Genomic DNA, 23170 nt, shown 5'->3' on the forward strand with positions numbered 1-23170 from the left:
GGTCCGGGATGCATGCTCTCGTCCCGGGATACATGCATGAACGTAGAAAGATTGAACTGTGGCGCTGAAAAAATCTGACCTTTACTCCTCACTGTGGAGCAGCGCCGACGAGCTGCGCGGATCGATGGACGCCAGCCAGTACAAGGACTACGTCCTCACACTGCTGTTCGTGAAGTATGTCTCGGACAAGGCGAAGACAGACAAGTCGGCGCTTATCTACGTCCCCGACGACGGCTCCTTCGACTACCTGATCTCACTCAAGGGCAAGCCCGACGTCGGCGAGAAGGTTAACGTCGCCATCCGGCGTCTCGCCGAAGAGAACGACCTGCTGGGCGTCATCAACAACGCCAACTTCGACGACCCCGCCAAACTGGGCTCCGGCAAGGAACTGCAGGACAAGGTCTCGAACCTGATCGGCATCTTCCAGGACATGGACTTCACCGGCTCCAAAGCCGAGGGTGACGACCTCCTGGGCGACGCCTACGAGTACCTCATGCGGCACTTCGCCACGCAGTCCGGCAAGAGCAAGGGTCAGTTCTACACCCCGGCCGAGGTCTCCCGGATAATGGCGCAGCTGCTCCAGATCCCGGCAAACACCCCGAAGTCCACTACCGTGTACGACCCGACATGCGGCTCCGGGTCATTGCTGATCAAAGTCGCCGACGCCGCCCCCAACGGCTTGACGATCTACGGCCAGGAGAACGACAACGCCACCTGGGCACTCGCGCGGATGAACATGATCCTCCACGGCAACGAGACTCACGACCTGCGCCAGGGCAATACCCTGGCCACCCCAAAGTTCACTTACAACGGCAACCTCCAGACGTTCGACTACCTTGTGGCCAACCCGCCGTTCTCTCACAAGACCTGGACCAACGGTTTCGACTACTCCTTCGGCCGTTTCGATGGCTTCGACACCCCGCCCGACAAGAACGGCGATTACGCGTTCCTCCTGCACATGGTCAAGTCACTGCGACCGCAGGGTAAGGGCGCCGTCGTCCTCCCGCACGGTGTGCTGTTCCGCGGAAACTCGGAGGCGAGAATCCGTACCGAGCTGATCAAGCGCGGCTACATCAAGGCGATCATTGGTCTGCCGGCGAACCTGTTCTACGGCACGGGCATCCCCGCCTGCCTGATCGTGCTCGATAAGGAAGATGCCCAGGCGCGTACCGGCATTTTCATGATCGACGCGAGCAAGGGCTTCGCCAAGGACGGCCCCAAGAACCGGCTGCGTCCGCGCGACATGCACAAGATCGTCGACGCCTTCACCGGCGGAAAAGAAATCTCAGGGTACTCCCGAGTGGTGCCGGTCAGCGAGATCGCGGATCCGAAGAACGACTACAACCTCAACATCCCGCGCTACATCGACTCGTCCGAGCCCGAGGACATCCAGGACCTCCGCGCCCACATGCAGGGTGGTGTCCCGGACCGCGACCTCGATGCTGTCCAGCCCTACTGGGATGCGTTCCCGAGCCTGCGAGCCGAGCTCTTCAGGCCGCTGCGGGAGGACTACTCGAAGTTCGCCGTCAACAAGTCGGACATACAGGCCAAGGTCACCCAGTCACCCGAGTACGGGGCCTTCGCGAAAGGCATCGCCGATACCGTCGACGCCTGGTGGGCCGACAAGCGCAAGTTGCTCGTGGACATCACAACGTCGACCCGCGCCAACGATCTGATCCAAAACGTCTCCGAGGCGTTACTGGAGGCCTTCCGTCCACGCCCGCTGATTGACGAGTACGGCATGTACGAGCAGTTGATGAGTTACTGGAACACCTCGATGCATGACGACGTCGCCCTCATCGTCAGCGACGGCTGGGACGGCTCTGCGAGGCCGCGGCTGGCTCGCACCTGGAAGGACAAGAACAACAAGCCAAAGTACGAGGAAGCCCACATCGTTACGGGCAACCGCACCACAGCGAAGCGCTGGGTCATGGACCTGATCCCGCCCGAGTACGTCGTCGCCCGGTTCTTCTCACAGGAGAAGGCGGAGCTCGATGGTCTCAGCCTCGAACAGGAGGCCGCTAGCCAGGCGGTCGAGGGTTACACAGAGGAACACGCAGTCGAAGAAGGCCTGCTCTGGGAGGCGGTCGAGGACAACAAGATCACCAAGACGCTTGCGGCAGCACGCCTCCGCGTGGCGAGGCGGGAGGGTGCTGAAGCCGATGAGATCGAGGCGCTGCAGCACGTGATCAAGCTCTACGAGGCGGAGGCAGCTGCGAAGAAGGCGGTCAAGGACGCTACCGCGAAGATCGAGCAATTGGCCCTTGCCCAGTACCTGAAGCTCACGACGGACGACATCCAGTTGCTGGTAATTGATGACAAGTGGGGCGGCGCGATCCGCCGTCAGATTGGGGCAGAGGTGACTGCGCTTGGGCAGGCACTTATCGCTCGCCTCCGTGTCCTTGGCAACCGCTATGAGTCGACTGTTGGTGAACTCGAGGCTGAGGTAGAAGCGTTGAGCGCCAAGGTTACTGCGCATCTGGCTGTGATGGGATTCAAAGGATGACAACTGCCATATTCGCTCTGCCCACCGGATGGCAGACAAGGCCGCTTGGCGACCTGGGTCGCGTCGTTCGGGGTGGCTCGCCTCGGCCAGCAGGTGACCCTCGCTACTTCGATGGATCGTTCATCCCTTGGTTGACGGTCGCCTCCCTCACAGCTATCCCGGCCAGCCAAATCCGGGTCAACGAGACAGCAGGGTGCCTGACGGAAGAGGGAGCGAAACGAAGTCGGACGCTGCTACCGAACACATTGGTACTTGCCAACAGTGGCGCGACCCTTGGAGTCGCAAAGATATTGGATCTCCAATGCTGCGCAAATGACGGTATTGCAGCATTGATCGACCAACATGCTGGGAACCGGGAGTTCATCTGCCAATACCTCAACACGCGAACAGATTACCTCCGCGACGTTGTGGCACCCGGCAACGGACAGCCAAATCTGAACACAACGCTTATCAAGGCCATCGAGGTTCCCTTCCCCCCTGAGCCTGAGCAGGAGAGGATCGCCCAAGTTCTCGGTGACGCAGACGACCTAATTACGAAGGTCGTCCGACTCATCGCTAAGAAGCGTGATATCAAGCATGGCATGATGCAGGAACTCCTGACCGGCAGCACGCGCCTCCCCGGCTTCACGGGCGATTGGGGCGAGGTTGAACTTGGTGAACTCGGGGGATTCTTCAAGGGACGCGGAATCAATCGAGACCAAACACGGTCCTCCGGTGTTCCGTGCATTCGGTACGGTGAGCTGTACACGGCATATCACAACTATGCTCGCGAAACCGTTTCGTTCGTAGATCCTGACGTGGCTATGTCGGCGCTGCCGATCAGGGCAGGAGACCTGCTTTTCGCGGGTTCCGGTGAGACTAAGGCTGAGATTGGCATGACTGTTGCCTATGTAGGCGAGCCTGCTGCGGTGGCCGGTGGAGACATCATCGTTTTGCGAGGGACCGGTTTCGATCCAATTTTCGTTGCGTCGCTCCTAAACACTCCATCGTTGGCCGCGCAGAAGGCGAGTCGTGGACAGGGCGATGCAGTAGTGCACATCAGTGCGGGTGCACTATCGGCGCTTCGATTCCCACTTCCTGATATTGATGAGCAGCGTGCCATTGCCGAGGTCTTGCAGGTTGCGGACGCCGAAATCGAGGCATTGGAGCGTGGGCTGGACTCCGCCCGTGCTGTGAAGGTCGGGATGATGCAGGAGCTGTTGACGGGGCGTACCCGCCTTCCAGTGAAGGAGGAGGCATGAGCGCGGTCGGTCAGAAAGAGCGTGAGACACAACGCCGGGTCGTCGAGCTCTTCCAGCACAAGCTCGGGTACGGCTATGGCGGGAACCTGAAGGATCGCGACAACCGCAACGTCGATGAAGCCAAGCTACGCGCTTACCTGCTCGGTCGTGGATACGACGAGGCTCTGGTCTCTCGAACGGTACATCAGCTCCTGACCGCCGCAGCGTTCGGTGGCGGCTCTTCGTTGTACGACCAGAACCGCAAAGTCTATGAGCTGCTCCGATACGGCGCGAAGGTCAAGACCGATGTCGACCAGACCACCCGGTCAGTCCACCTGATCGACTGGACCAACCCGGCGTTAAACGACTTCGTCGTGGCCGAAGAAGTCACGGTCAAGGGCCAGCACACGAAGCGACCCGACCTCGTCCTCTATGTGAACGGGATCGCGCTCGGTGTGGTGGAGTTGAAGCGCTCGACGGTGAGCGTCGCCAGCGGCATCCGTCAGAACATCGGCAACCAGCGCCACGACTTTGTCCGCCCGTTCTTCACAACTGTTCAGCTGCTGTTCGCGGGCAACGATGTCGAGGGGCTGCACTACGGGGTGATCGAGACCCCGGAGAAGTACTGGCTGCGGTGGAAGGAAGCAGGTGAAAACGCTGCCCTCGACCTCGCGATCACCCAGATGTGCTCCAAAGAGCGCTTCCTGGAGATCATCCACGATTTCATCGTCTACGACGCGGGCGTGAAGAAGTCCCCGCGCCACAACCAGTACTTCGGCGTCAAGGCCTCTCAGGCCCGCATCGCCAAGCGCGAGGGCGGCATCATATGGCACACCCAGGGGTCGGGCAAGAGCCTGACGATGGTGTGGCTGGCCAAGTGGATCCTGGAGACCCAGCATGATGCCCGCGTCCTCGTGATCACCGACCGCACTGAGCTGGACGAGCAGATCGAGGGCGGCTTTTCCGGGGTCGGGGAGAAGATCGTCCGCACCCAGTCGGGTGCGGACATGCTCGCGATGCTCAACACCTCGAACCCGCGGCTCATGTGCTCTCTGGTGCACAAGTTCCGCGGCACCGACGAAGAGGCCCGGGACAAGGACGCCGAGGACTTCGCGAAGGACCTCAAGACGAAGATCCCTGAGGGTTTCAGGGCAAAAGGCAACATCTTCGTGTTCGTCGACGAGGCCCACCGCACGCAGAGTGGCAAGATGCACCGCATCATGAAAGACCTGCTGCCGGGGGCGATGTTCATCGGATTCACCGGCACGCCGTTGCTGAAGAACGACAAGAAGACCAGCATCGAGACGTTCGGGTCGTTCATCCACACCTACAAGTTCGACGAGGCCGTCCGTGACGGTGTCGTACTCGACCTGATGTACGAGGCCCGCAAGGTCGAGCAGGAGCTCCAGGGATCCGCGGCGGTCGACAAGTGGTTCGACGCCAAGACCCGCAACCTCACCGACCTGTCGAAGGCCCGGCTGAAGCAGAAGTGGGGCACGATCCAGAAGGTCTTCTCCTCTGCACCCCGCTCGGCGCAGATTGTCCAGGACATCCTCATGGACATGGAGACCCAGCCGCGGTTGGTCAGCGGCCGGGGCAACGCGATGTTGGTGAGCGACTCGGTCTATCAGGCCTGCACATTCTACGAGGCCTTCGTGAAGAGCGGCTTCAGGGGCAAGGTCGCAATCGTCACCAGCTACAAGCCCAACCCGACCGCGATCTCCAAGGAAGACGCGGGCGAGGGCGACACGGAAGAGCTCCGCAAGTACGAGATCTACCGGCAGATGCTCGCCGACTACTTCGGCGAGCACCCCGACAAGGCCATCGGCCGGGTCGAAGAGTTCGAGACCGATGCCAAGAAGAAGTTCGTCAACGAGCCCGGCCAGATGCGGCTGCTCATCGTGGTCGACAAACTCCTGACCGGTTTCGACGCGCCGAGTGCGACGTACCTGTACATCGACAAGAGAATGCGCGACCACGGCCTCTTCCAGGCGATCTGCCGCGTCAACCGTCTCGACGGCGACGATAAGACCTACGGGTACATCGTCGACTACCGTGACCTGTTCAAATCGCTCGACAAGACCGTCACCGACTACACCTCCGAAGCCTTCGGCGAGTACGCGGCCGATGACGTTGACGGACTGATCAGCGACCGCAATGAGCAGGACCGCAAAGATCTCGAGGAGGCTCTCGACGCCGTCCGGGCTCTGTGCGAGCCGGTCGCCCCGCCCAAAGGCACTCTCGAATTCCAGCACTATTTCGTTGCGTCTACGCCCGGCGATGCCGACCAGATCAAGGACAACGAACCCAAACGCGTCCTGCTGTACAAGTCCGTTGCCACCCTCGTACGCGCCTTCGGAGCCGTCGCTAGCGACATGGAAGCCGCCGGCTACACGGCGGCCGAGATGGCGTCGATCAAGGACGAGGTCGCCCACTACGCCGCCGTCAAGAGCGAGGTCGAGGCCGGAGCCGGCGAGAACATCGACATGAAGCAGTATGAGGCAGGGATGCGCCAACTGCTCGACAACTACATCAACGCCAAACCTGTCGAACAGGTCGCCGACCTGGAGAAGACGCTGGTCCAGTTGATCGTCGAACGCGGGTCCGACGCGATCGACACGCTGCCATCTGGAATTAGGGGCAGCAGCGCAGCCACAGCCGAGACGATCATCAACAACGTCCGCAAGACCATCGTCGACGAGCACGCGATGAACCCGCGCTACTACGAGCACATGTCCGAACTCCTCGACGCACTCATCGAGAAGCAGAAGGAAGACGCCGAGGACTACGCGGACTACCTCCGCAAACTCATCGAGCTGACGAAGAAGGTCGGCACCCGGGAGGCAGCAGACGGCAAGGCCTACCCGGAATGGGCGAGCACACCAGCGCGTCGGGCGATTATGGACTTCGGGTGGCGTCCAGTAGATCTGGTCGTCGACCACGAAGCACTGCATCACCGAATCCAATCGAGCAAGGAACACGGATGGGCCGACGCCAGTGCCGGCAGGATGAAGGAGCGCGCGCTCGCCCGTGAGCTGCGCAAGGAACTCCCAAGTGTCGAGGAGGAATCACTGGCGGAGTTCATCGAACTGTTGAAGAACAACGATGAGTACCGTTAACGCCTATCTCACCGTCGCTGGCCTTGGCGTCGACGTCGTCTACAAAAACATCAAGAACCTGCACATCTCGGTCTACCCGCCGGTGGGGCGGGTGCGAGTCGCCGCACCGCAGCGGACCACTGAAGACGCTATCCGGCTGGCGGTCGTGCAGCGGCTCTCGTGGATCAAGCGTAAGCGGGAGCAGCTCCAGAATGCAGACAGGCAGACTGAGCGCAGGATGGTCTCGGGGGAGACGCACTTCGTGTGGGGCCAGCGGTATCTCCTCGACGTCTCCAAGTCGAGCGGTGCGTACGGTGTCGAGATCAAGGGCAACACGCTCTGGGTGATCACTCCATCCGGAACCGACGCCGCCGGGCGGTTCGGGGCACTGGATCGTTGGTACCGGCGTGAGCTGAAGGCCGCCGTGCCCGCGCTACTGGAGAAGTGGCAGCCGATCCTCGGGGTCGATGCTGACAAATTCGTCGTGCGCCGGATGAAGACCAAGTGGGGCACCTGCGTCGCTACGTCACGGACGATCTGGCTCAACCCGGAGTTGGCGAAGAAGGAGCGGCGATGCCTGGAGTACATCGTCGTCCACGAGCTCGTGCACCTCCTGCAGCGTGGCCACGGCGAGAAGTTCGTGGCCATGATGGACCATGCCCTTCCCGACTGGCGGGCACGTCGGGACGAGCTGAACGAAGCCCCGCTCGGGCATGAGGAGTGGGGAGAATGCGAGCGGCCGTGATGAAACGGAGCAGCCGCAGGGCCTGGTGCAGGTGCTGACGAACGTTTCATCAGGTCATGCTCGTGTTCCGGCCCGCTAAGCAACCTCCTTCGCGGCCCGCAGCGCCCACCCCTACGCCCTCGAAGAACAAGCCGAGGAGGCCGCAGAACAGCGATACTGCTTGAACCGCATGGCCGGTGGCGAACCGCCGCTGACTGTGATGCTTGGACGCCACTTCCCGCGCGGCCGTTCCCACGGGCTCGCTGTGGTTCCACAATCCCCGAAGGTTTGCGACCTGGAGTGGGACAAGATCAGTCTTGCGATTTCGCAAGCAAGAACAACCCAGAATCCGAGCCTTGTAGGAACGCTCGCAGGCCTCGACATGACAATCTATGCTTTCCAGCGAGAGGAGGGTCCGCCGTTCCATTGGTCGAGGAGAGACGCGGTCGCGGGTGCCGCCGTCCGTAGCGAGCTGACCGTCGAGGAATATGCTACGTTCCTCAAGCTGATGGGAGAAAAGGCCATTTGGCCGGAAAGCTGAGCGCGACGGATTGGGACCTCTACCGACGCGGATCCATCCCAGTTCTGGCCGGACCAGCAGCTGCCATCTTTGTACTCCTGGATGACCAGGACCGGCTCCTCGTCGAGCAGGCTGGTGTCTTCGTAACTGAGCATGGATCCAGTCCAGCATCAGTAGCGGGCAGCGGATATGAGAGTCGTGGCCTATGTGGAAAACCGCGAGAACTGCCGCGGACTACGCGGCCGCCTCGATGAGCTCGGGCCCGTTGTTCCGACTCATAGGATCTCCAAGGCATCAGCCCTGCCGAATCGTGCCAACGTCTGCAGGTTGATCCCGAGCTGCTGGATTTCCGTGCTCGGGGAGGCCGCGTGCACCGCGTTAACGATGTCATCTCGCCCGAAGTGTGCGCCGCGGAAATCGCGCAGCCATTCCTTGAAGTTCCGACGCTCAGCAAGATGAAGTGGTCGGCAGTACGCTTCGTATTCTTGGTCCAGCTGTGCCCATGTCTTGGATGTGTCCATGAAACAGCCCTCAGGCAGGTACATGACAATGTCTCTTTCCTTGAGGCCGTGAACCTCGATCCGGGCGAACTTGGCGGTATTGAGCGCGGCATGCCCCAGTTCTTCGAGCCATTTCAACTCACCGCCACCAGGAACGCCTTTCAGTTTTGCGAGGGCCCCACGCGCTTCTCGGATGTTCCCCGCATTGGCGTGACCCCGGGCCTCGTCCCAGATTGGTCGCACCTCGTCCATGAGGAGTCCGTCAAGGACGACCAGGAACATGGCTTCGGTGCTGGAGAATAGGAACTTTGCCTCGACTACGGACCTGAGACCTTTCGCACCACGGAGCGCAAGGGTCTGCGCGGACGCTTTGCCCAGGTCGTCTGCGAGCAGGTGGTTCAGAACGATTTCGTCGTGTTCTCCTTCGACCAGGACGAACACCCGGGTCAGCTGGAGTACGTCGCCCGGGGCAATGCCAAACTGTTCAGAGAGCTTCGAAAGTGTTCCTTGGATCGTGGAGTCGATCACGGCTACTGACGTGGGGCAACTCGGAACACGGGTTGTCCTCAGAATCCCCGAGTTGGCTCGCAAGTCGAGGAACGCCGGAGCATGGGATGCAGTGAGCACCGTGAGGCGCGAGTCTTTCGTACATAACTGATTCAGCGCTCTCGGCAAGTCCTTTTCCCTAAGCCTGTCGAGGCCCCGCTCGGGCTCGTCGACCAGGAACACCCTTGGCCTATTGCCATCGCCAACTCCGGCCAGGGCCCACTGAACAGCCGCGACGCCCCACCGCTGCAAGGCCGTCGAAAGATCAGTCAGGTCAAAAGTTTAATCGCTGTCGGAAGGGTGGACAGCGGTCACCTTCCATGACGGTGTCTCCCCGACAAACCATGCCTTCGGAGTCTTTAGATCCAACGAAAGATGGTAGTGGGGGTAGCCCATGAGGGAGAAGAATTCGTTGGCCCGTGCCTCAATGACCTGCACGTCCTTCTCAAACGCGGGATCGAATTCGGTCAATTCGTCGACGACGTTTATGAAGCTTTTCGAACCGGATGCCATGTCGATCAACTGTCTGCCGGTTGCCTCACGGATCCAGTCTGCTGACACCCCGTCTGTGAGGATTTCCACCGGGCTTATCGTCAGACTGCCCAACCAGAGCTGAGGTACCGGCCAGTTTCTGGGCCAGAAGTTCAGGTGATCCTCTTTCCCCACCGGCGCGACCAGAGGCACGTTTTCCAACATCGGGCTGTCCTCGAGGAAAGGCACGGCCGGAGGCATCATGTCAAGGAGACCTTCGGGGGGCCTTCCCCATGTCGCTTATGCCGCCTCGCCCAATCCATCAAAGACGTGCGCCAACCCGCGACTGCATCTACCCGAGACCACTCCTCATCGCCCAGCGATCCACAGTAGAAGACGCTCCATCGCGGGCTGTCCTCGGTGCCTGTGGCCGATAGAGAAACCACCATGCTTTCGCCGACTGGTGGTATTTCTACCTCCGCCCGGTCAGAGATGCTTGCAAGCACACCGTTCCACAGCTTCTGGCGAGTGCGTCCGTAGACCTCTGTGCGATCGAGACTAAGACCTTCCCGGAGCGAAAGCTCGAATTGGCTCACGCGATCCGGATCAGTATTTCGGGGGAGGCCTGTCAGCCGGATATGTACATAGCTGTGTGAATTTGCCCGCCACCGACCCCTAAGGGCGTCCCGGACGCCGTTAAGGACCGTGGATTTCCCCGCGCCATTTGGCCCAAAAAATGTAAAGAGACCCGGGTCCAGCGGAAGGTGGATCTGCTCCAAGGGAGGTGGTCCGAAGAGGCTAACGCCAATGACCTCATAACCATCCGAGCCAACGGCCATTGCTCCCCCTGAATCCAAGAACGGAACTGCAAATCTATCCAAGCAGGCATCATTTTGCTAGCGGACAGTTTCCCCATGATCACCTCCTACGACCTCTCGTCACAGGATGAAGCACAAGCCATGAAAGTGCTGTTTATGACAAGCGGGCACGAAAATGCGGTCGGCTGTCGGTCCTCGCTGGCAGAATGTGACAGTGGCACGCATACAGCTGGAGGCTGGGAACGACCTCGTTCAGAGGCTCGCACACGAGAACGACCCGATCAAAGCGGTCATCGAGCTCGTGTGGAACAGCCTGGACGCCGACGCCCACGATGTCGTGGTGACGCTTCATCGCAATGATGCAGACGGTGTGATCGGTGCCGAGGTCACCGACGACGGCCACGGGATGGCCCCAGAAGAACTGTCCTCTGCGTTCCGATGGGTGGGAAACTCGTGGAAGTGGGCAGCGGGACGCAGTAAGGGTGAAGAGCGCCCACTGCATGGTCGCCTCGGCCAAGGCCGGCTGCGCGCATTCGCCCTCGGCACCCAGGTCGTTTGGGAGACAGTCGCAGACAGCCTGGATGGCAAGCGTCTCAGGTCGGTCATCCGCGCCTCCGCAGACGCCAGGAACGACTTCGACACATCAGATCCGGTGAGCACTGATGAGAGTACGGGCACCCGGTTCGTGGCATCCGGGCGCGATGGACTTGACCGTCTTAGCAGCGACAAAGCGAGTGACCGAATCACGGCCACGTTCGCTCCCTACCTCATCGCTCGACCGGACGTCTCGATCACCTATGACGGATCGCGGGTCCGGCCCGAAGAGAGCATTGACCTCGATACCACGTACGAACTGGAGTGGGCACACGAGGACGTCACGCGGCACGCCAAGCTTCGCATCATTGAGTGGAAGGTTGGCAACGAACGGGCGATCCACCTTTGCGACGGCGCGGGTGTTCCCGTCGACGCTCTGGATAAGGCACCGGCCCCCGACTTCCGCTACTCCGCGTACGTTCTCTGGGATGAGATGCCTCATCATCACAACGAGTGGATGTTGGCGCACCTGGAAGCCACGCCGTCGATACTCGGGCTACTGCTGGCTGAAGTAGACGAAGTGCTGGAAAAGCATTTCGAGTCACGTCGCGCCCAACGACGTCGCGAACTCGTGGAGGAATGGAAGGCAGGAAATGTCTACCCCTACGAGGGCGAGCCAGCAACGGAGGAAGAGAAGGTCGAGCGCGCGACCTTCGACGTGGTCGCCACCTCGATCCGCAGGCACATCCCGAGCGGCAGGCAGCAGAAGAAGCTGACGCTCGGACTCCTGCGTGAGTCTATCCAGCATCGGCCGAGTGACGTGTCCGTGCTGTTGGATCAGTACGTCGGCCTCCCCGCCGACGAGCGTGAGCAGCTCGAGCACCTCCTCAGGCGCACCAGCCTGTCGCGGGTGATCCAGGCCTCGAGCAATGTTACGAACAGACTCGAGTTTCTGCGCGCGCTCGAGCTAATGGTCTTCGACCTGGAGGCCAGCAAGATGATCGGGGAACGGGCGCATCTGCACCGCATCCTGGAAAGCGAACTGTGGGTCTTCGGCGAGCAGTACAACCTGATGATCAGCGAGCGGGGCCTGACGGCCGCCCTGGATCGACACCGCCAAATCCTGGACGAATCGCGCACCGACTCAACCCCCGTAAAGCTGCTCGACGGCAGGTCCGGCCGTCTTGACCTCCTTCTCTCGGTCGCCGCCACCGAGCACGACCGCAACAGGCATCTCGTGGTTGAACTTAAGGCCCCGAAGGTCGTTGCGGGGCCGAAGGAGCTCGCACAGATCAAGGCATACGCCAAGGCGATGGCCAAGGACCCGCGGTACGCGAGCAGCACGACCGAGTGGGACTTCTGGCTCGTGACAGGTGAGATCGACGAAGACGTCCGGCAGGAAGCGAACCAGCGAGGCCGAGAACGCGGCCTCGTGTTCGAGCCGGACCTGCCTGAGGCACCCGGGGCCAAGGTCCGCGTCTGGGTGCGAGACTGGGGTCAGATTATCGACGATGCCCGGCGTCGGCTCGACTATTTCCAGAAGAGCCTTCAGCACGACCCGTCGCTCGATGATGCGCGTGACTACCTCCGCCGCAACCATGGTGATGTCATTCCTGAGGCGCTACTGGCAAGTGCCGAAGAAACGATCGAAGAGAAGTCTAAGATCTGATCAGACCCTGATCGATGCGCCGCTTACCATGACCCGCTCTGAATGCCAGCAGTCTTGCTCAGGGTTCTCCAAGCCCGGTCCGAACCTACCGGGCCCTCCGCAGAGGAGCGGCACAATCAGGAGGGTGACGACGGCGCTGCCCGACCTCTGGACCGACTGGTGCTCGATCACAGGTGTGCCTGCCGGAGGGATCGACGAAGCCTCGATCTCTCGCTTTGCCCGGCAGGCACAGCCATCCCGGGCTGTCCTCGCAGAGCTACGCCAGCGGATGGCTCCCAAAGGTCCTGCAGCCCCCGCGTGGCCGCGCGATCACCGTGAGGACACCAGTTCCCTGCAGCGGCTGATCCGGCTCGGTGCGGCAATCATCCAGCACCCAGGCACCCACTGGGTCTTCCGGCTGCGGCTGCGCCGGATGCTGTTTGCCGCGGTACTCCTTGCATCGCCCTCCCAGGGAGGCCTCGGGCTGGACAGGTCAGGTGCGCTGGAGATGAGGCCGGACGGGATGCGGCGGCTGCGTCCGACGGTCGGCGTCGCCGAGGACCCCGCTTCCTGTCCCTCGTGCGCCACCTGGTCCTGGCTCGATGTGATCGGGACCAACAGCGCGTGGTCGCGCGGTTCCGTCCGGGCCCTCGGGCACGTCCGCTGGATCATCGAGTTCGACAACAGCCGGGACACGGTGTTGACAGCCGAAGGCTTCGTGGTAGCGTTGCAAATCTTCTTGGCTGACATCGCGCCATTGAATCCGGTCCTCATCCCCAGCACTGTCCGCATCAACGTGGAGGTTCACCCCCGTGCGAGCGGACAAGACGACCAGATCGACATCGACGAGTCGCAGCCTGAGATTGTGGCCAGCGTTGGTCTCTCGAACTCAGGGACGGAGCATGAAACGCGGGGCCCAACAACCCTAGCTTTGTGTTTCCAGCTGCTGCAATCTGCCCACTTGCGCCCGGCCGACGAGCTCCAACATCTCCAGGAAGCGCTCTTCAAAGGTGGAATCATCCACAAGGTATCCATTGGACGCCCTGTGAAGAGACTGCGGCCCTACTGGACGACGATCACTACGCCCGCTGCGCCAGTAAGCAACGCTATCCAGAGCGTCATGGCTGCGCTATGGGGGAGTCGGCGAGCGGAACGAACATTGCGGCAATCACTACGGCCGGGCTGGTGGGGACCAGAGCGGGCGCTGCGACTTTCGGTTTGATGCCTGTTTGAAGCGATGGGACACCTTCGTGGCCTGTCCAGAGTTTCAAGCCGACGTCCATAAGGTCTGCCTCGCAGGGGCCGGTGCATCCGCCCGTAAGCCAGGGGCGGCGTTGAGTAATCGGCACCGAATCCACTCTTCCAAGGCTTGCGCGCAGGTTTCAAGAAAGTGCTGGTCGATGTTCAGCCCGGCAATGCGCTCGAACATCAGATCCATTGGAGGGACACATGAAGGCCGCCCCCGACTTCAAGGCGGACCTTCTCCGGACTCTTTCGTGCCGTCTCTACCGATCCACCGTCTGCGCCTGCTGACGCCCAACCCTGTGCAGTTGACGGGTGCGGGCGCAGGGAAGCGGGACGGTTGGAGAAGATGTCCGAAGCTGCGAGAATCACGGAACCCTCAGCTGCCTCGTCCGAGGATGTCCGCTCAGTGGAACGGGATGCATGGATGGCCGCCTGCGATTCAAGTAGCTCAGAGCAACTCGTCGAGGATCGCAGCAATTTCAAGCCGGCGGCGGAGCTGCTGTCGTGCGATTGCCCTATTGTCTTGGCTCGCATCGATGAGCTGGGCCCGATCTCCCGACGGCGAAAGAGGGGCCAGGGTGGGAACACTTCTCGGACTACGGCGCTTCACGGGGACTCTCCTGCCTGTGCAGCTGTATTTGATGCGTGGGGGCCGAATCTCTCGCGGGAGAGATCATCGAGCAACTGGTGGTAGTGGGATAGCTCCAACAGCGGGCACTGCTGGGGATCCGGAAGGGGCCCATGCGGGTGGTCCACGGGGTACGGACTGGGCGGCCCGGCGTCTTCCAGCTGACGGCAGGAGTCTGCGCATCGGGGCGGGGTCGCATGTTCGAGATAAGGTTGCCGGCGTTCTCCGCTTCTGGACGACGTTTATGCTGTCCAACATTGTCCGGCCCTCCGGGATCCTCAAGTCCAGCCGATAGTCGCTGAAGCCCGAAGGATCTATAGCTTCATACCCTGCTCTTCTTGTTTTGCATCTATATATAGTTATAGCTCCAGATTCACAAATCGTCAATGGTTATCTTATGCTAAACGCGATCTTGCTCAAGATAAACTTATGGTGCCGTGGCAGTGCCCGCCGTGGGTTGGGTAACGCTGATGAGTGCCGAGCGCTGGAAAGGCGCCAGGCGTTCGGTTGGCCAGTTGTTTCGATTTGCTGGCGTGTGGCCCAAGCGGCGACGGCTCGATCTGAGTGTAAGAAGTCCTTCCGAGCGCGATGCTGCCGGTGAACTCCAAGGTGCGGGATGGTCGTCTGGGCCCGATAAGATAAAGGCGCTTGGAGCCAGTCCGGTGGCTGGACGGCCGCGAGGTCGAAGTTCCCCGAAACCCCGCCGTACTGAAATTCGGCCGCGACGGCCTTCGGAGACGGGCTGTGGATCAACTCGGCCGATTCTCCTCGGCGTTTACATGGGGGCGGTTCCAGATCGTCTTGGGTCATTCCTGGCAGGCGCGCCTGTTGGGCAATGGCGCGAAGTATTGTCTTGACAACTTGCATGGGCGAGACTAGCTGGGGCCTTGTTCATCTGTTCCGCCACGTGCATTTATGCACACCCGACGGCGACTTTGTCCATTGAGTCGTAAGAATTGTGCAGGCAGACTGGGGTTGGTTCAACCATATCCATGCGAAGAAAGTACGAAATGACGAAGACCATCGCGACCACCATCAACCATTTCATCAACGGTGTTGAAACGGCCGGTGCCGGCGACCGGAGCCAGCCGGTGTACAACCCGGCCACCGGCGCCGTGACCGCGCAGCTGCGGCTCGCGAACCGGGCCGACCTGGACGCCACGGTTGCTGCGGCGAAGGCCGCGGCGGAAAAGTGGGGCGATTTCTCCCTGGCCAAGCGCACCGCGGTGCTGTTTAGGTTCCGTGAACTGGTCGCCTCGCACGTGGACGAGCTGGCGGCCTTGGTCACGGCCGAGCATGGCAAGGTCCTTTCGGATGCGAAGGGCGAGATCGGCCGCGGTCTGGAGGTGGTCGAGTTTGCGTGCGGTGTGCCGCAGTTGCTCAAGGGCGAATATTCGGACCAGGTCTCCACCGGGATCGACGTGTTCTCCTTCCGTGAGCCGCTCGGTGTGGTCGCGGGCATCACGCCGTTCAACTTCCCCGTCATGGTGCCGTTGTGGATGGCGCCGATGGCGATCGCAACCGGGAACGCGTTCATCCTCAAGCCCTCCGAACGCGACCCGTCGGCGTCGTTGTTGCTGGCGAAGTTGTGGAAGCAGGCCGGGCTGCCCGATGGTGTGTTCCAGGTCCTGCATGGTGACAAGGAAACCGTTGACGGCTTGCTGACGCACCCGGACGTGGACGGGATTTCCTTCGTCGGCTCCACCCCGATCGCGAAGTATGTCCACGAGACCGCCACCAAGCACGGCAAAAGGGTCCAGGCTTTGGGCGGGGCGAAGAACCACGCGATCATCCTGCCCGACGCGGACCTGGACAACGCCGCGGACCACCTGGCCGCCGCGGCGTTCGGTTCGGCCGGGGAGCGGTGCATGGCGATCTCGGTCGCGGTCGCCGTCGGGGACGCCGCGGAGCTGCTGGTCAAGAAGGTCGAAGAGCGTGCCCTGGCCGTGAAGGTGGACAACGGCACGGCACCGGGCGCTGAAATGGGTCCGGTCATCACCCCGGCGTCGAAGGAACGCATCGTGCGGATCGTCACCGAAGCCGAAGCCGCCGGTGCGGCGATGGTCGTGGACGGACGCGACCTCGTCGTCCCGGGACACGAGGACGGGTTCTGGGTCGGACCCACCGTGATCGACCACGTCAAGACGGAGATGAGCGCGTACACGGAGGAAATCTTCGGACCCGTGCTCGTCGTCGTCCGCGTCGACAGCCTCGAGGACGGCATCAGGCTGATCAACGCCAACCCCTACGGCAACGGCACCGCGATCTTCACCTCCTCCGGAGCAGCCGCCCGGAAGTTCCAGCGCTCCGTGGACGTGGGCATGATCGGCATCAACGTGCCCCTCCCGGTGCCTGTGGCCTACTACTCCTTCGGCGGCTGGAAGGCCTCGCTCTTCGGCGACAAGCACATCTACGGACCCGAAGGCGTGTCCTTCTACACCCGCGGCAAAGTCATCACCTCCCGCTGGCCCGAAACCCACCACGCCTCCGGCGCCTCCTACAACTTCCCCTCCAACTAGCGCCGCAGTAAGCATCTCGGGCCGCCAAGAAGGAGTTGCTTATCGCGGTCCTGGAAAAGTGGGAACTCGCCCTTAGTGAACATTCGACGGTACCCCTTGAGGGCCTGGGCTATTTCCGGCGCTCCATGACGACGTGCGATACCACCGCCCCGGCCTTGTCGACCTGCCAATCACAACAATCGCAGAGGGGTCCAGGTCCGAGAACCCCGCATATTACAAGGTGCGTGACCGGTACAGCCGCCTGGTCCGTGAGGGCGGGTCGTGCCTGCGGGCGGCGCGAAGGCGGAATAATCCGGACTCTGACTGAGGAAGAGATCGAGCTGGAAGTACGCAGACTCTATGGCACCGTGGACGGCCTCCAACTGCAGTGGCTCGCAGACCCCAGCATCGACCTTCTGTCGGCGTTGGAGGCTGTGCTTGAGAAAACGATCGCTTCATGGACGCGTGAGACCGGCCCCGTTTGATCGTGCGACCGGAGGTACCAGGACCAGCGCAGCCAATATTGATGCCACAACGTTCTTTAAAGCTGTGACCTGTCTGGCCGAAATCGGTCAGGACCGAGCTGTCTCGTCCTCGGGTCGGCAGCATCCGGCGCTGTGATGTTCAGGGATTTCTTAGATTCCGGTCCCCAACCGCCGCTGCAGGACGACAAGGCCCGCCGACGCGATCAGCGCCATGGCCGAGGGTGCGAGGAAGACCAGGGGCAGTCCTGCTGCGGCCACACCGATTCCACCCACAAGCCCGCCCAAAGCCGAGCTAACGGCAGGGGCACTAATGAAGATTGCGGACGCCGTTGCGACGGCCCCGGGAAGCAGGCGCTGGGCGACGATGATTCCCAGCCCGGCGAAAACTCCCCACACGCCCCCCATTAGTAACTGGGCGGCGAAGAGCCCAAGGGGAGAACCGCTGAGAGCAAAAAGCATGTTGGCGCCGAATCCCAGGAGCGCGCCGACGACCATTAGATGGAGCATGCCCATTTTACGTGCGACGATCGCTGCCACCGGCATCAACACCAGCTCCACAAGCGGCTGTATGGCAATAATCGCTCCACTTAAACCTGGGGCGTAGTGGTGGTCATTCATGTAGATCGGCAGATATGCGTATTTGATCGGTTCACCGGCATACACAAGGACATACAGCCCCGTAAACACCAGCAGCGGTTTCACGGATGGCCGTCCGGCACGGGCCTCGGGAGATGACGTGCCTGCCTCGGGGGTGAAGACTTCCCGGTGTCTCCTTGCCCGGTCGCGAAGAGTTCCAAGCGGGAGGATCTGCAGCAGCGTACACACAGCCGTTGCCACGAGCATGGGCCGCAGACCCAAGGTACCCGCAAGGAACGACCCGGCCACTGGGCCAATGACCCAGCCGAAGGTCAGGGACATGCGGACATATGAGACCACGCCGTCGCTGATCGACGAATGGTCTGCCGCAAGTTCGTCATGTATCGCGGCGAAGAGCTGCGATGTAGCGGCCCCGGCGAAACTTAAAACAACTGCGCTGATAACAAACGGCATCCAGAGCTGTGTAGATAGCCCGATGCCCAACCACCCGAGGAAGCCTGCGACCGCGCAGATCCGGAACGGCCCAAGCCGACGACCTGTACGGTCCGACCATCGCCCGACAAGAAAGCCTGCAAGCAATGCCGTCAGGTTGGTCAGATAGTAAAGTCCTGCCATCGTGAGTGAGCCGCCAAGATCATCAACAAGGAACCTGGCGATCTGAGGGGCCGCGGCTGAGAATCCAAGACCTGAGAAGAAGAGCGCCGTCGTCGCCCCACGGTACAAAGGGGTGCCAATTACGACTCGCCACGCCGAAGGGCTGCGGGTCAACATGTCGGTCATAAATTCTCTTTTCGTGGTGGGCGGTATCTCCGCCGCGTGCGATGTGATATTTAATGCAGTTTGATTTTGCGGCCCGGACATCGACCCGGCGGCGGGTGCGCGGCGTCGTGATGAGTCGTGGAGCCACGGCTAGCCTCGTTACCGCGACGGACCTCTTAACTTTCCGGTCTTTTGCTTCCGGCGAGTGCACGTTTGGTTACGCGTGTCTCGACGGGGGATACGGTCGAGGCGAACAGTATTCCTATGATGCAGAAGGCGAACGGAAGCAGGAAGGCAAGGGTCAAGCCGATCAGGCCGCCTAACCATCCGATGATTGCAGGACCTGCCAAAAGCCCGATGTATCCGGAGCTAACGACCCGGGACAGGGTCTTTCCCGCGTCCGAAGGGTTGATGCTCCCGGCGGCGGTGTAAACCTGCGGAATGATTCCGGAGAGGCCCATGCCGAAGAAGAACCAGCCCAGCAGGGAGACGGGATATAGCGGAGATGCAATCACGACCAGCATTCCTACCGCGGCGACCAGGGACCCGAAACGAACGACTTTGACGGAACCGGCAGCGTGAGCCAGACGGTCGGCACAGAGCCGGCCCAATGTCATGGCTGAAGCGAAGGCTCCGTATGCCAGCGCGGCTGCGGCCTCCGGTTCCCCCAGGTGTTCTACTGTTTGGAGGGCGCTCCAGTCGTTGGCTGCACCTTCGGAGAGCAGTACCAGAAACGCCAACAGTGCGAGTACCAGCACCCGGCCGCGCTGTGGCTTGGCGGGCTGCCCGGAGGGTGGCGTGTCTCGTTGGCTGGCAGTCTCGTGGTCCGATTCCAGTAGTAGTTCGGTTTTCTGTGAAAACATCAAGAATGCTGACCATACGGTGCCGGCCAGTCCAAGTAGTGCTGCCGAGAGCAGGATCCAGGAAACTTGTAGATGGATCGATTGGGCGGCTGCCCCGCACACTGCTCCGATTGCTCCGCCAAGTGAGAAAAGTGCATGGAACGCGGACATGATCGGACGCTTGTAACTGCGCTCAACGACGACGGCATGTTGGTTCATGGCGACGTCGGTGATGCCATGGCCCAGGCCGAAAATAAACAACGCGGCACCCAAGCTCGGAGCGTCCGAGGCCAGGCCGGGAAGGTTTACCGCGGCCACTACGAGACCAAGGCCGATGAGAGTCGGAGTCCTGCTCCCGAAGCGCCTGATCAGCAAGCCGGTGAACTGCATGGATATCAGGGCGCCCAAACCAAGCAACAGGATCAGCCCTCCGAGCACGGGGTGGGAGACGCCGGTTCTTTGCTGGATATCGGGGATGTTTACAAGCCAGATTGCGGTGAGGAAGCCAACAATTGTAAAGGCTCCAAAAACACCCAATCTTGCCCGGCGAAGTTCAGGCGAGGTTTTGCTGGTGGACGAAGCCATGGGAAATCCTTTGAATCAGGGACGGCAGCTCGCGAAGGAGCCTGCACGCACATCGTTGACCGCCTAGGCGCCGGCGGGGTGCGGGTAATTGCGGTTTGACGGTGGAGCACACCGCACGGCCGGGAAACCGCCAAGGCATGCAGTTAACGAGTTGCAGCCCAGGACATCATCTGGCCGTCGTCTTCCAGCAGATTACGGAAACTTCTGCTCGACTGCAAGCAAAAGTTGATCGTAGTGCGTCATTAGATATCGAAGTCTTCGTCCCAGGCGTGACGACGTGTACGGTCGTACACACTTTGCGTGTCGGGCACGGAACAAGAGGGAAATTCCTCGTCGATTCCTTCTGTCAGGCGCGCGGAAGCGAACTGTTTCAGGTCTCGCTGAGGATAGGCTAGGGCAGGGCGCGAAGCGTTGAGTACAGTTGTACACATGGTAGGTGACTACTTTCAAGACGACCCGGGAAACAACTTTAAGCGGATGCTCGCCGCGGAACTACTGATCTCCGGCGACCCGGAAATCAGTGCCAGGCAGCAGCGGGCGTTCCGGCTGGCCGGCACGTACGCATCGGGTTGCCTTGAGGACATGAACGCGGCTCAGGCTGTGATTCGGGACCTCATCGGAAGCCCTGGCGATGACGCCCACATACGCCCGCCCATTTTTGTCGACTGCGGATCCAATACAGCAATCGGCGAAGGCTCTTTCGTCAGCTACAGCCTGACAGCACTGGAAGTTGCTCCGATCTCCATCGGGAAAAAATGCCAAATCGGCCCGAATGTTCAGTTGTTGACTCCGACTCATCCGGTTGACCCGCAACTCCGGATGGACAAACTCGAAGCGGCCAAGCCAATTGCCATCCATGACAGCGTGTGGCTTGGTGGAGGCACTATGGTTCTTCCTGGTGTAACAACCGGTGAGAACACCGTTGTGAGTGTCGGGGCTGTGATGAGTCGAGACCTTCCGCCGTATGTTGTTGCGGTGGGAGTCCCTGCCGAAGTCACAAGGACGGTATGGAGTTGAAGACAACGACAAGCCGAAGAGTCGATCCGGGCCGCCGGGACCGAATCATCGAGGCAACCTTGGACCTCATCGCTGCCGAAGGGGTGGCAGGCACGTCGCACCGGAAAATAGCAGCACTTGCCGATGTTCCGTTGGGGTCAATGACTTATCACTTCGCCAGCATGGACGCCTTGTTGCACGAGGCGTTCACCCGCTTTGCGACCCGAATCAGCGATCGTTTCGAGCAACGTATGAATCAGGCTTCATCCATTGAGGCAGTCAAGGACGCCATTGTTGAGATGATTCTGGAAGATACCTATGGTGATCGCGACTCCCTCGTATTGACCCTGGAGCTCTACACGTTGTCTGCACGTCGGAAAGAGTTCCGGCACTTGACACATGACTGGATGATGCGCAGTCGTCGGGCGTTCGGCAGACACTTTGATCCGGACGTGGCTCGTCAACTGGACGCGTTGGTCGAAGGACTCTCCATCCATCGCGCTTTCGAACCGCATGAGGATGACCGGAAATTGGTTTCGAGCGCCGTCGACAAGCTGCTCAAGGAAACGGTTGCGCACAACATGACTCCTTTGCCGGAGAATGCTTCCCTCTACTTTTCCGATGTCCCCCAAGGCCTCCAAGCCGAAAAGGATCGACAAGCGTAAACGGCGCCTGACTAGCCGACGATTCCGCGTTTCATCGAAAGAGTGAACAAATCGCGCCTGACGTCGTCCAAGGCCTTCCTGCGAACGGAAAGGGACCGCGAAGGGGAGCTGTATCCGAATCTCCTCCGGTTCCCGCCTCGCGCAGCCTCTCGTGCTGTTCCGGTTTTGTGACTGGCTCGTCTGCGAACGCGTCGAGGAATAACAATTCGAAACGTGCCGGAGCTGGTCCTGCTACTCCGTTGTTTCCGTCTGGTGATTTCGGCATGGCAAGTTCTTTCAGATGGCATGGGCTCGTTGGCCGTCAAGCACAGGGCAAGGTCCGGTTGTCACCAGCCGGGGCTGATGTCGTTGGCCGGGGCGCAAGTACCACGGGGCAATGGAGCCGGAAGAAGTTTGGCCACGATGTCGGACGCCGTGGTATCTCCTTCAGCCATGTAATCCCAGAAGAAGGCCAAGCCGTCAAGGAGAGGCGGAAGTACCTGCGCCGTCAGCGGATCGAAGTGCCGTTGGAGAATGCGCGCGCTGCCTTCGAACCATGTTTTGGCTACGGTACGAAATGCCGGTTCTCGAACGCAGAGTGCCTGAAGTTCGCGAGACACCGCCAGATGCTTTGGTGGGTCGGAAGTTGCGTCCTCATGGACTAACGTGAGCAGCGCCCCGATCGCTTCGTGGGGTTCTCTTGTTGACCGTAGCCGCCCTTCCAGCCGGGCGAGGGACTGTTCGACAAAGCGTTCAAACCCCGCGGCGAGCAGTTCCTGCATGCTGCAGAAATGGTACGTCATTGAACCCAGCGGAACGTTTGCCTGTGCGGCAACGGTTCTGAAACTGGTGCCCGCCACTCCTCTGTGGGCAACGATCTCAAGAAGCGCGTCAATTATCCGGTCCCGGCGTTTCGGGTCGAAACGCCGTTTGCGGACCAGGGGCGGGACCGATGCCGCGGGAGAAGACGTGTCCGGTACCGGGGAATCATTCCAGCCCGCCCGTTCTTCCGGGGGCACAGGCCCTGTGGGCCCATCCGGTTCATTCATCAGCTTGATCCCTCTGCTTATGTACGTTCGTACACTATGGTCGTTGCGTACGATCGTCCACTAGATTTCCTATGCGTACGATCGTACACTGAGGATGTGCGTGTGAGAAAGGTCACGTTCATGTGGGTTTGAATCCAACTTCGAGCGTCCAAGACGACTTTAGCCAAAGTTCATGCTTGAGTAAATGCGCTAACCGTGTACTCTTACTTATAGGTGATGTGGCTCTCACCGGTGACGCCCCCGCAATGATCGCAGAG

Annotated in this window: 17 protein-coding genes; 11 read left to right on the forward strand and 6 right to left on the reverse strand. The window is 60.8% G+C overall.

All coding sequences use genetic code 11. The annotated features are described in order from the left end of the window. Nucleotides 1-58: 58 nt before the first annotated feature. The 5 genes from E1809_RS21210 to E1809_RS27180 all read left to right on the forward strand — a co-directional run bounded on the left by E1809_RS21210 (nt 59) and on the right by E1809_RS27180 (nt 8089). Entirely contained in the window at nt 59-2506 is a 2448-nt protein-coding gene (locus tag E1809_RS21210; protein WP_133206231.1) for a type I restriction-modification system subunit M, read from the forward strand. Beyond that, entirely contained in the window at nt 2503-3747 is a 1245-nt protein-coding gene (locus tag E1809_RS21215) for a restriction endonuclease subunit S (protein WP_133206232.1), read from the forward strand. Before E1809_RS21210 ends, E1809_RS21215 begins: the two co-directional genes overlap by 4 nt. Further along, complete coding sequence (locus E1809_RS21220; protein ID WP_133206233.1) at nt 3744-6845, forward strand: type I restriction endonuclease subunit R; 3102 nt, start codon at nt 3744-3746, stop codon at nt 6843-6845. Before E1809_RS21215 ends, E1809_RS21220 begins: the two co-directional genes overlap by 4 nt. After that, the gene (locus tag E1809_RS21225; RefSeq protein WP_133206234.1) at nt 6832-7569 is read left to right on the forward strand and encodes a M48 family metallopeptidase; all 738 of its coding nucleotides are present in this window, start codon (nt 6832-6834) and stop codon (nt 7567-7569) included. Before E1809_RS21220 ends, E1809_RS21225 begins: the two co-directional genes overlap by 14 nt. Before the next feature lie 160 nt (nt 7570-7729). Further along, complete coding sequence (locus E1809_RS27180; RefSeq protein ID WP_133206235.1) at nt 7730-8089, forward strand: hypothetical protein; 360 nt, start codon at nt 7730-7732, stop codon at nt 8087-8089. A 254-nt stretch (nt 8090-8343) separates the two neighbouring features. Here the strand turns inward: E1809_RS27180 and E1809_RS21235 are convergent, their stop codons facing one another. The 3 genes from E1809_RS21235 to E1809_RS28050 form a co-directional block, all read right to left on the reverse strand. Beyond that, nucleotides 8344-9096: a hypothetical protein gene (locus E1809_RS21235; protein WP_165962438.1), complete on the reverse strand. Its 753-nt coding sequence runs from the start codon at nt 9094-9096 to the stop codon at nt 8344-8346. A 300-nt stretch (nt 9097-9396) separates the two neighbouring features. Then, nucleotides 9397-9849: a hypothetical protein gene (locus E1809_RS21240; protein WP_133206237.1), complete on the reverse strand. Its 453-nt coding sequence runs from the start codon at nt 9847-9849 to the stop codon at nt 9397-9399. Next, nucleotides 9846-10424 (reverse strand): AAA family ATPase, encoded by a 579-nt coding sequence (locus tag E1809_RS28050; RefSeq protein ID WP_374102713.1) that lies wholly within the window; start codon nt 10422-10424, stop codon nt 9846-9848. Before E1809_RS28050 ends, E1809_RS21240 begins: the two co-directional genes overlap by 4 nt. Before the next feature lie 193 nt (nt 10425-10617). Here E1809_RS28050 and E1809_RS21250 point away from each other — a divergent pair, with 193 nt between their 5' ends. From E1809_RS21250 to E1809_RS21265, 4 genes are all read left to right on the forward strand, one after another. Then, the gene (locus E1809_RS21250; RefSeq protein ID WP_165962439.1) at nt 10618-12606 is read left to right on the forward strand and encodes an ATP-binding protein; all 1989 of its coding nucleotides are present in this window, start codon (nt 10618-10620) and stop codon (nt 12604-12606) included. Between the two features lie 124 nt (nt 12607-12730). Beyond that, nucleotides 12731-13807, forward strand: a complete 1077-nt coding sequence (locus tag E1809_RS21255; protein ID WP_133206240.1) for a hypothetical protein — start codon at nt 12731-12733, stop codon at nt 13805-13807. 1661 nt (nt 13808-15468) lie between these two features. Further along, on the forward strand, nt 15469-16977 hold the full coding sequence (locus E1809_RS21260) for a CoA-acylating methylmalonate-semialdehyde dehydrogenase (protein ID WP_133206241.1): 1509 nt from the start codon (nt 15469-15471) through the stop codon (nt 16975-16977). A 224-nt stretch (nt 16978-17201) separates the two neighbouring features. Continuing rightward, nucleotides 17202-17441 carry a hypothetical protein gene (locus tag E1809_RS21265; RefSeq protein WP_133206242.1) on the forward strand — a complete coding sequence of 80 codons (240 nt, stop codon included), beginning with the start codon at nt 17202-17204 and terminating at the stop codon, nt 17439-17441. 150 nt (nt 17442-17591) lie between these two features. Here the strand turns inward: E1809_RS21265 and E1809_RS21270 are convergent, their stop codons facing one another. Further along, nucleotides 17592-18818: an MFS transporter gene (locus E1809_RS21270; RefSeq protein ID WP_205754290.1), complete on the reverse strand. Its 1227-nt coding sequence runs from the start codon at nt 18816-18818 to the stop codon at nt 17592-17594. Nucleotides 18819-18973: 155 nt separating this feature from the next. Then, the gene (locus E1809_RS21275; protein WP_133206243.1) at nt 18974-20224 is read right to left on the reverse strand and encodes an MFS transporter; all 1251 of its coding nucleotides are present in this window, start codon (nt 20222-20224) and stop codon (nt 18974-18976) included. A 429-nt stretch (nt 20225-20653) separates the two neighbouring features. Here E1809_RS21275 and E1809_RS21280 point away from each other — a divergent pair, with 429 nt between their 5' ends. Both E1809_RS21280 and E1809_RS21285 read left to right on the forward strand, forming a co-directional pair. Then, complete coding sequence (locus E1809_RS21280; RefSeq protein ID WP_133206244.1) at nt 20654-21241, forward strand: sugar O-acetyltransferase; 588 nt, start codon at nt 20654-20656, stop codon at nt 21239-21241. Then, nucleotides 21232-21885, forward strand: a complete 654-nt coding sequence (locus E1809_RS21285) for a TetR/AcrR family transcriptional regulator (protein WP_133206245.1) — start codon at nt 21232-21234, stop codon at nt 21883-21885. Before E1809_RS21280 ends, E1809_RS21285 begins: the two co-directional genes overlap by 10 nt. A gap of 326 nt (nt 21886-22211) precedes the next feature. Here E1809_RS21285 and E1809_RS27795 read toward each other — a convergent pair whose 3' ends face one another. Continuing rightward, nucleotides 22212-22913 (reverse strand): TetR/AcrR family transcriptional regulator, encoded by a 702-nt coding sequence (locus E1809_RS27795; protein ID WP_133206246.1) that lies wholly within the window; start codon nt 22911-22913, stop codon nt 22212-22214. Nucleotides 22914-23170 lie beyond the last annotated feature (257 nt).

The sequence above is a fragment of the Arthrobacter terricola genome, assembly GCF_004354015.1.
In the GTDB taxonomy this organism is placed as follows: Bacteria; Actinomycetota; Actinomycetes; order Actinomycetales; family Micrococcaceae; genus Arthrobacter; species Arthrobacter terricola.

Bases quoted from the DNA above. Each gene is read 5' to 3' on its own strand.
- E1809_RS21240 (WP_133206237.1), bottom strand. From the start codon at position 9,849: ATGATGCCTCCGGCCGTGCCTTTCCTCGAGGACAGCCCGATGTTGGAA.
- E1809_RS21280 (WP_133206244.1), top strand. From the start codon at position 20,654: ATGGTAGGTGACTACTTTCAAGACGACCCGGGAAACAACTTTAAGCGG.
- E1809_RS21275 (WP_133206243.1), bottom strand. From the start codon at position 20,224: ATGGCTTCGTCCACCAGCAAAACCTCGCCTGAACTTCGCCGGGCAAGA.
- E1809_RS21215 (WP_133206232.1), top strand. From the start codon at position 2,503: ATGACAACTGCCATATTCGCTCTGCCCACCGGATGGCAGACAAGGCCG.
- E1809_RS21260 (WP_133206241.1), top strand. From the start codon at position 15,469: ATGACGAAGACCATCGCGACCACCATCAACCATTTCATCAACGGTGTT.
- E1809_RS27795 (WP_133206246.1), bottom strand. From the start codon at position 22,913: ATGAATGAACCGGATGGGCCCACAGGGCCTGTGCCCCCGGAAGAACGG.
- E1809_RS28050 (WP_374102713.1), bottom strand. From the start codon at position 10,424: ATGGCCGTTGGCTCGGATGGTTATGAGGTCATTGGCGTTAGCCTCTTC.
- E1809_RS21285 (WP_133206245.1), top strand. From the start codon at position 21,232: ATGGAGTTGAAGACAACGACAAGCCGAAGAGTCGATCCGGGCCGCCGG.
- E1809_RS21270 (WP_205754290.1), bottom strand. From the start codon at position 18,818: ATGACCGACATGTTGACCCGCAGCCCTTCGGCGTGGCGAGTCGTAATT.
- E1809_RS21225 (WP_133206234.1), top strand. From the start codon at position 6,832: ATGAGTACCGTTAACGCCTATCTCACCGTCGCTGGCCTTGGCGTCGAC.
- E1809_RS21220 (WP_133206233.1), top strand. From the start codon at position 3,744: ATGAGCGCGGTCGGTCAGAAAGAGCGTGAGACACAACGCCGGGTCGTC.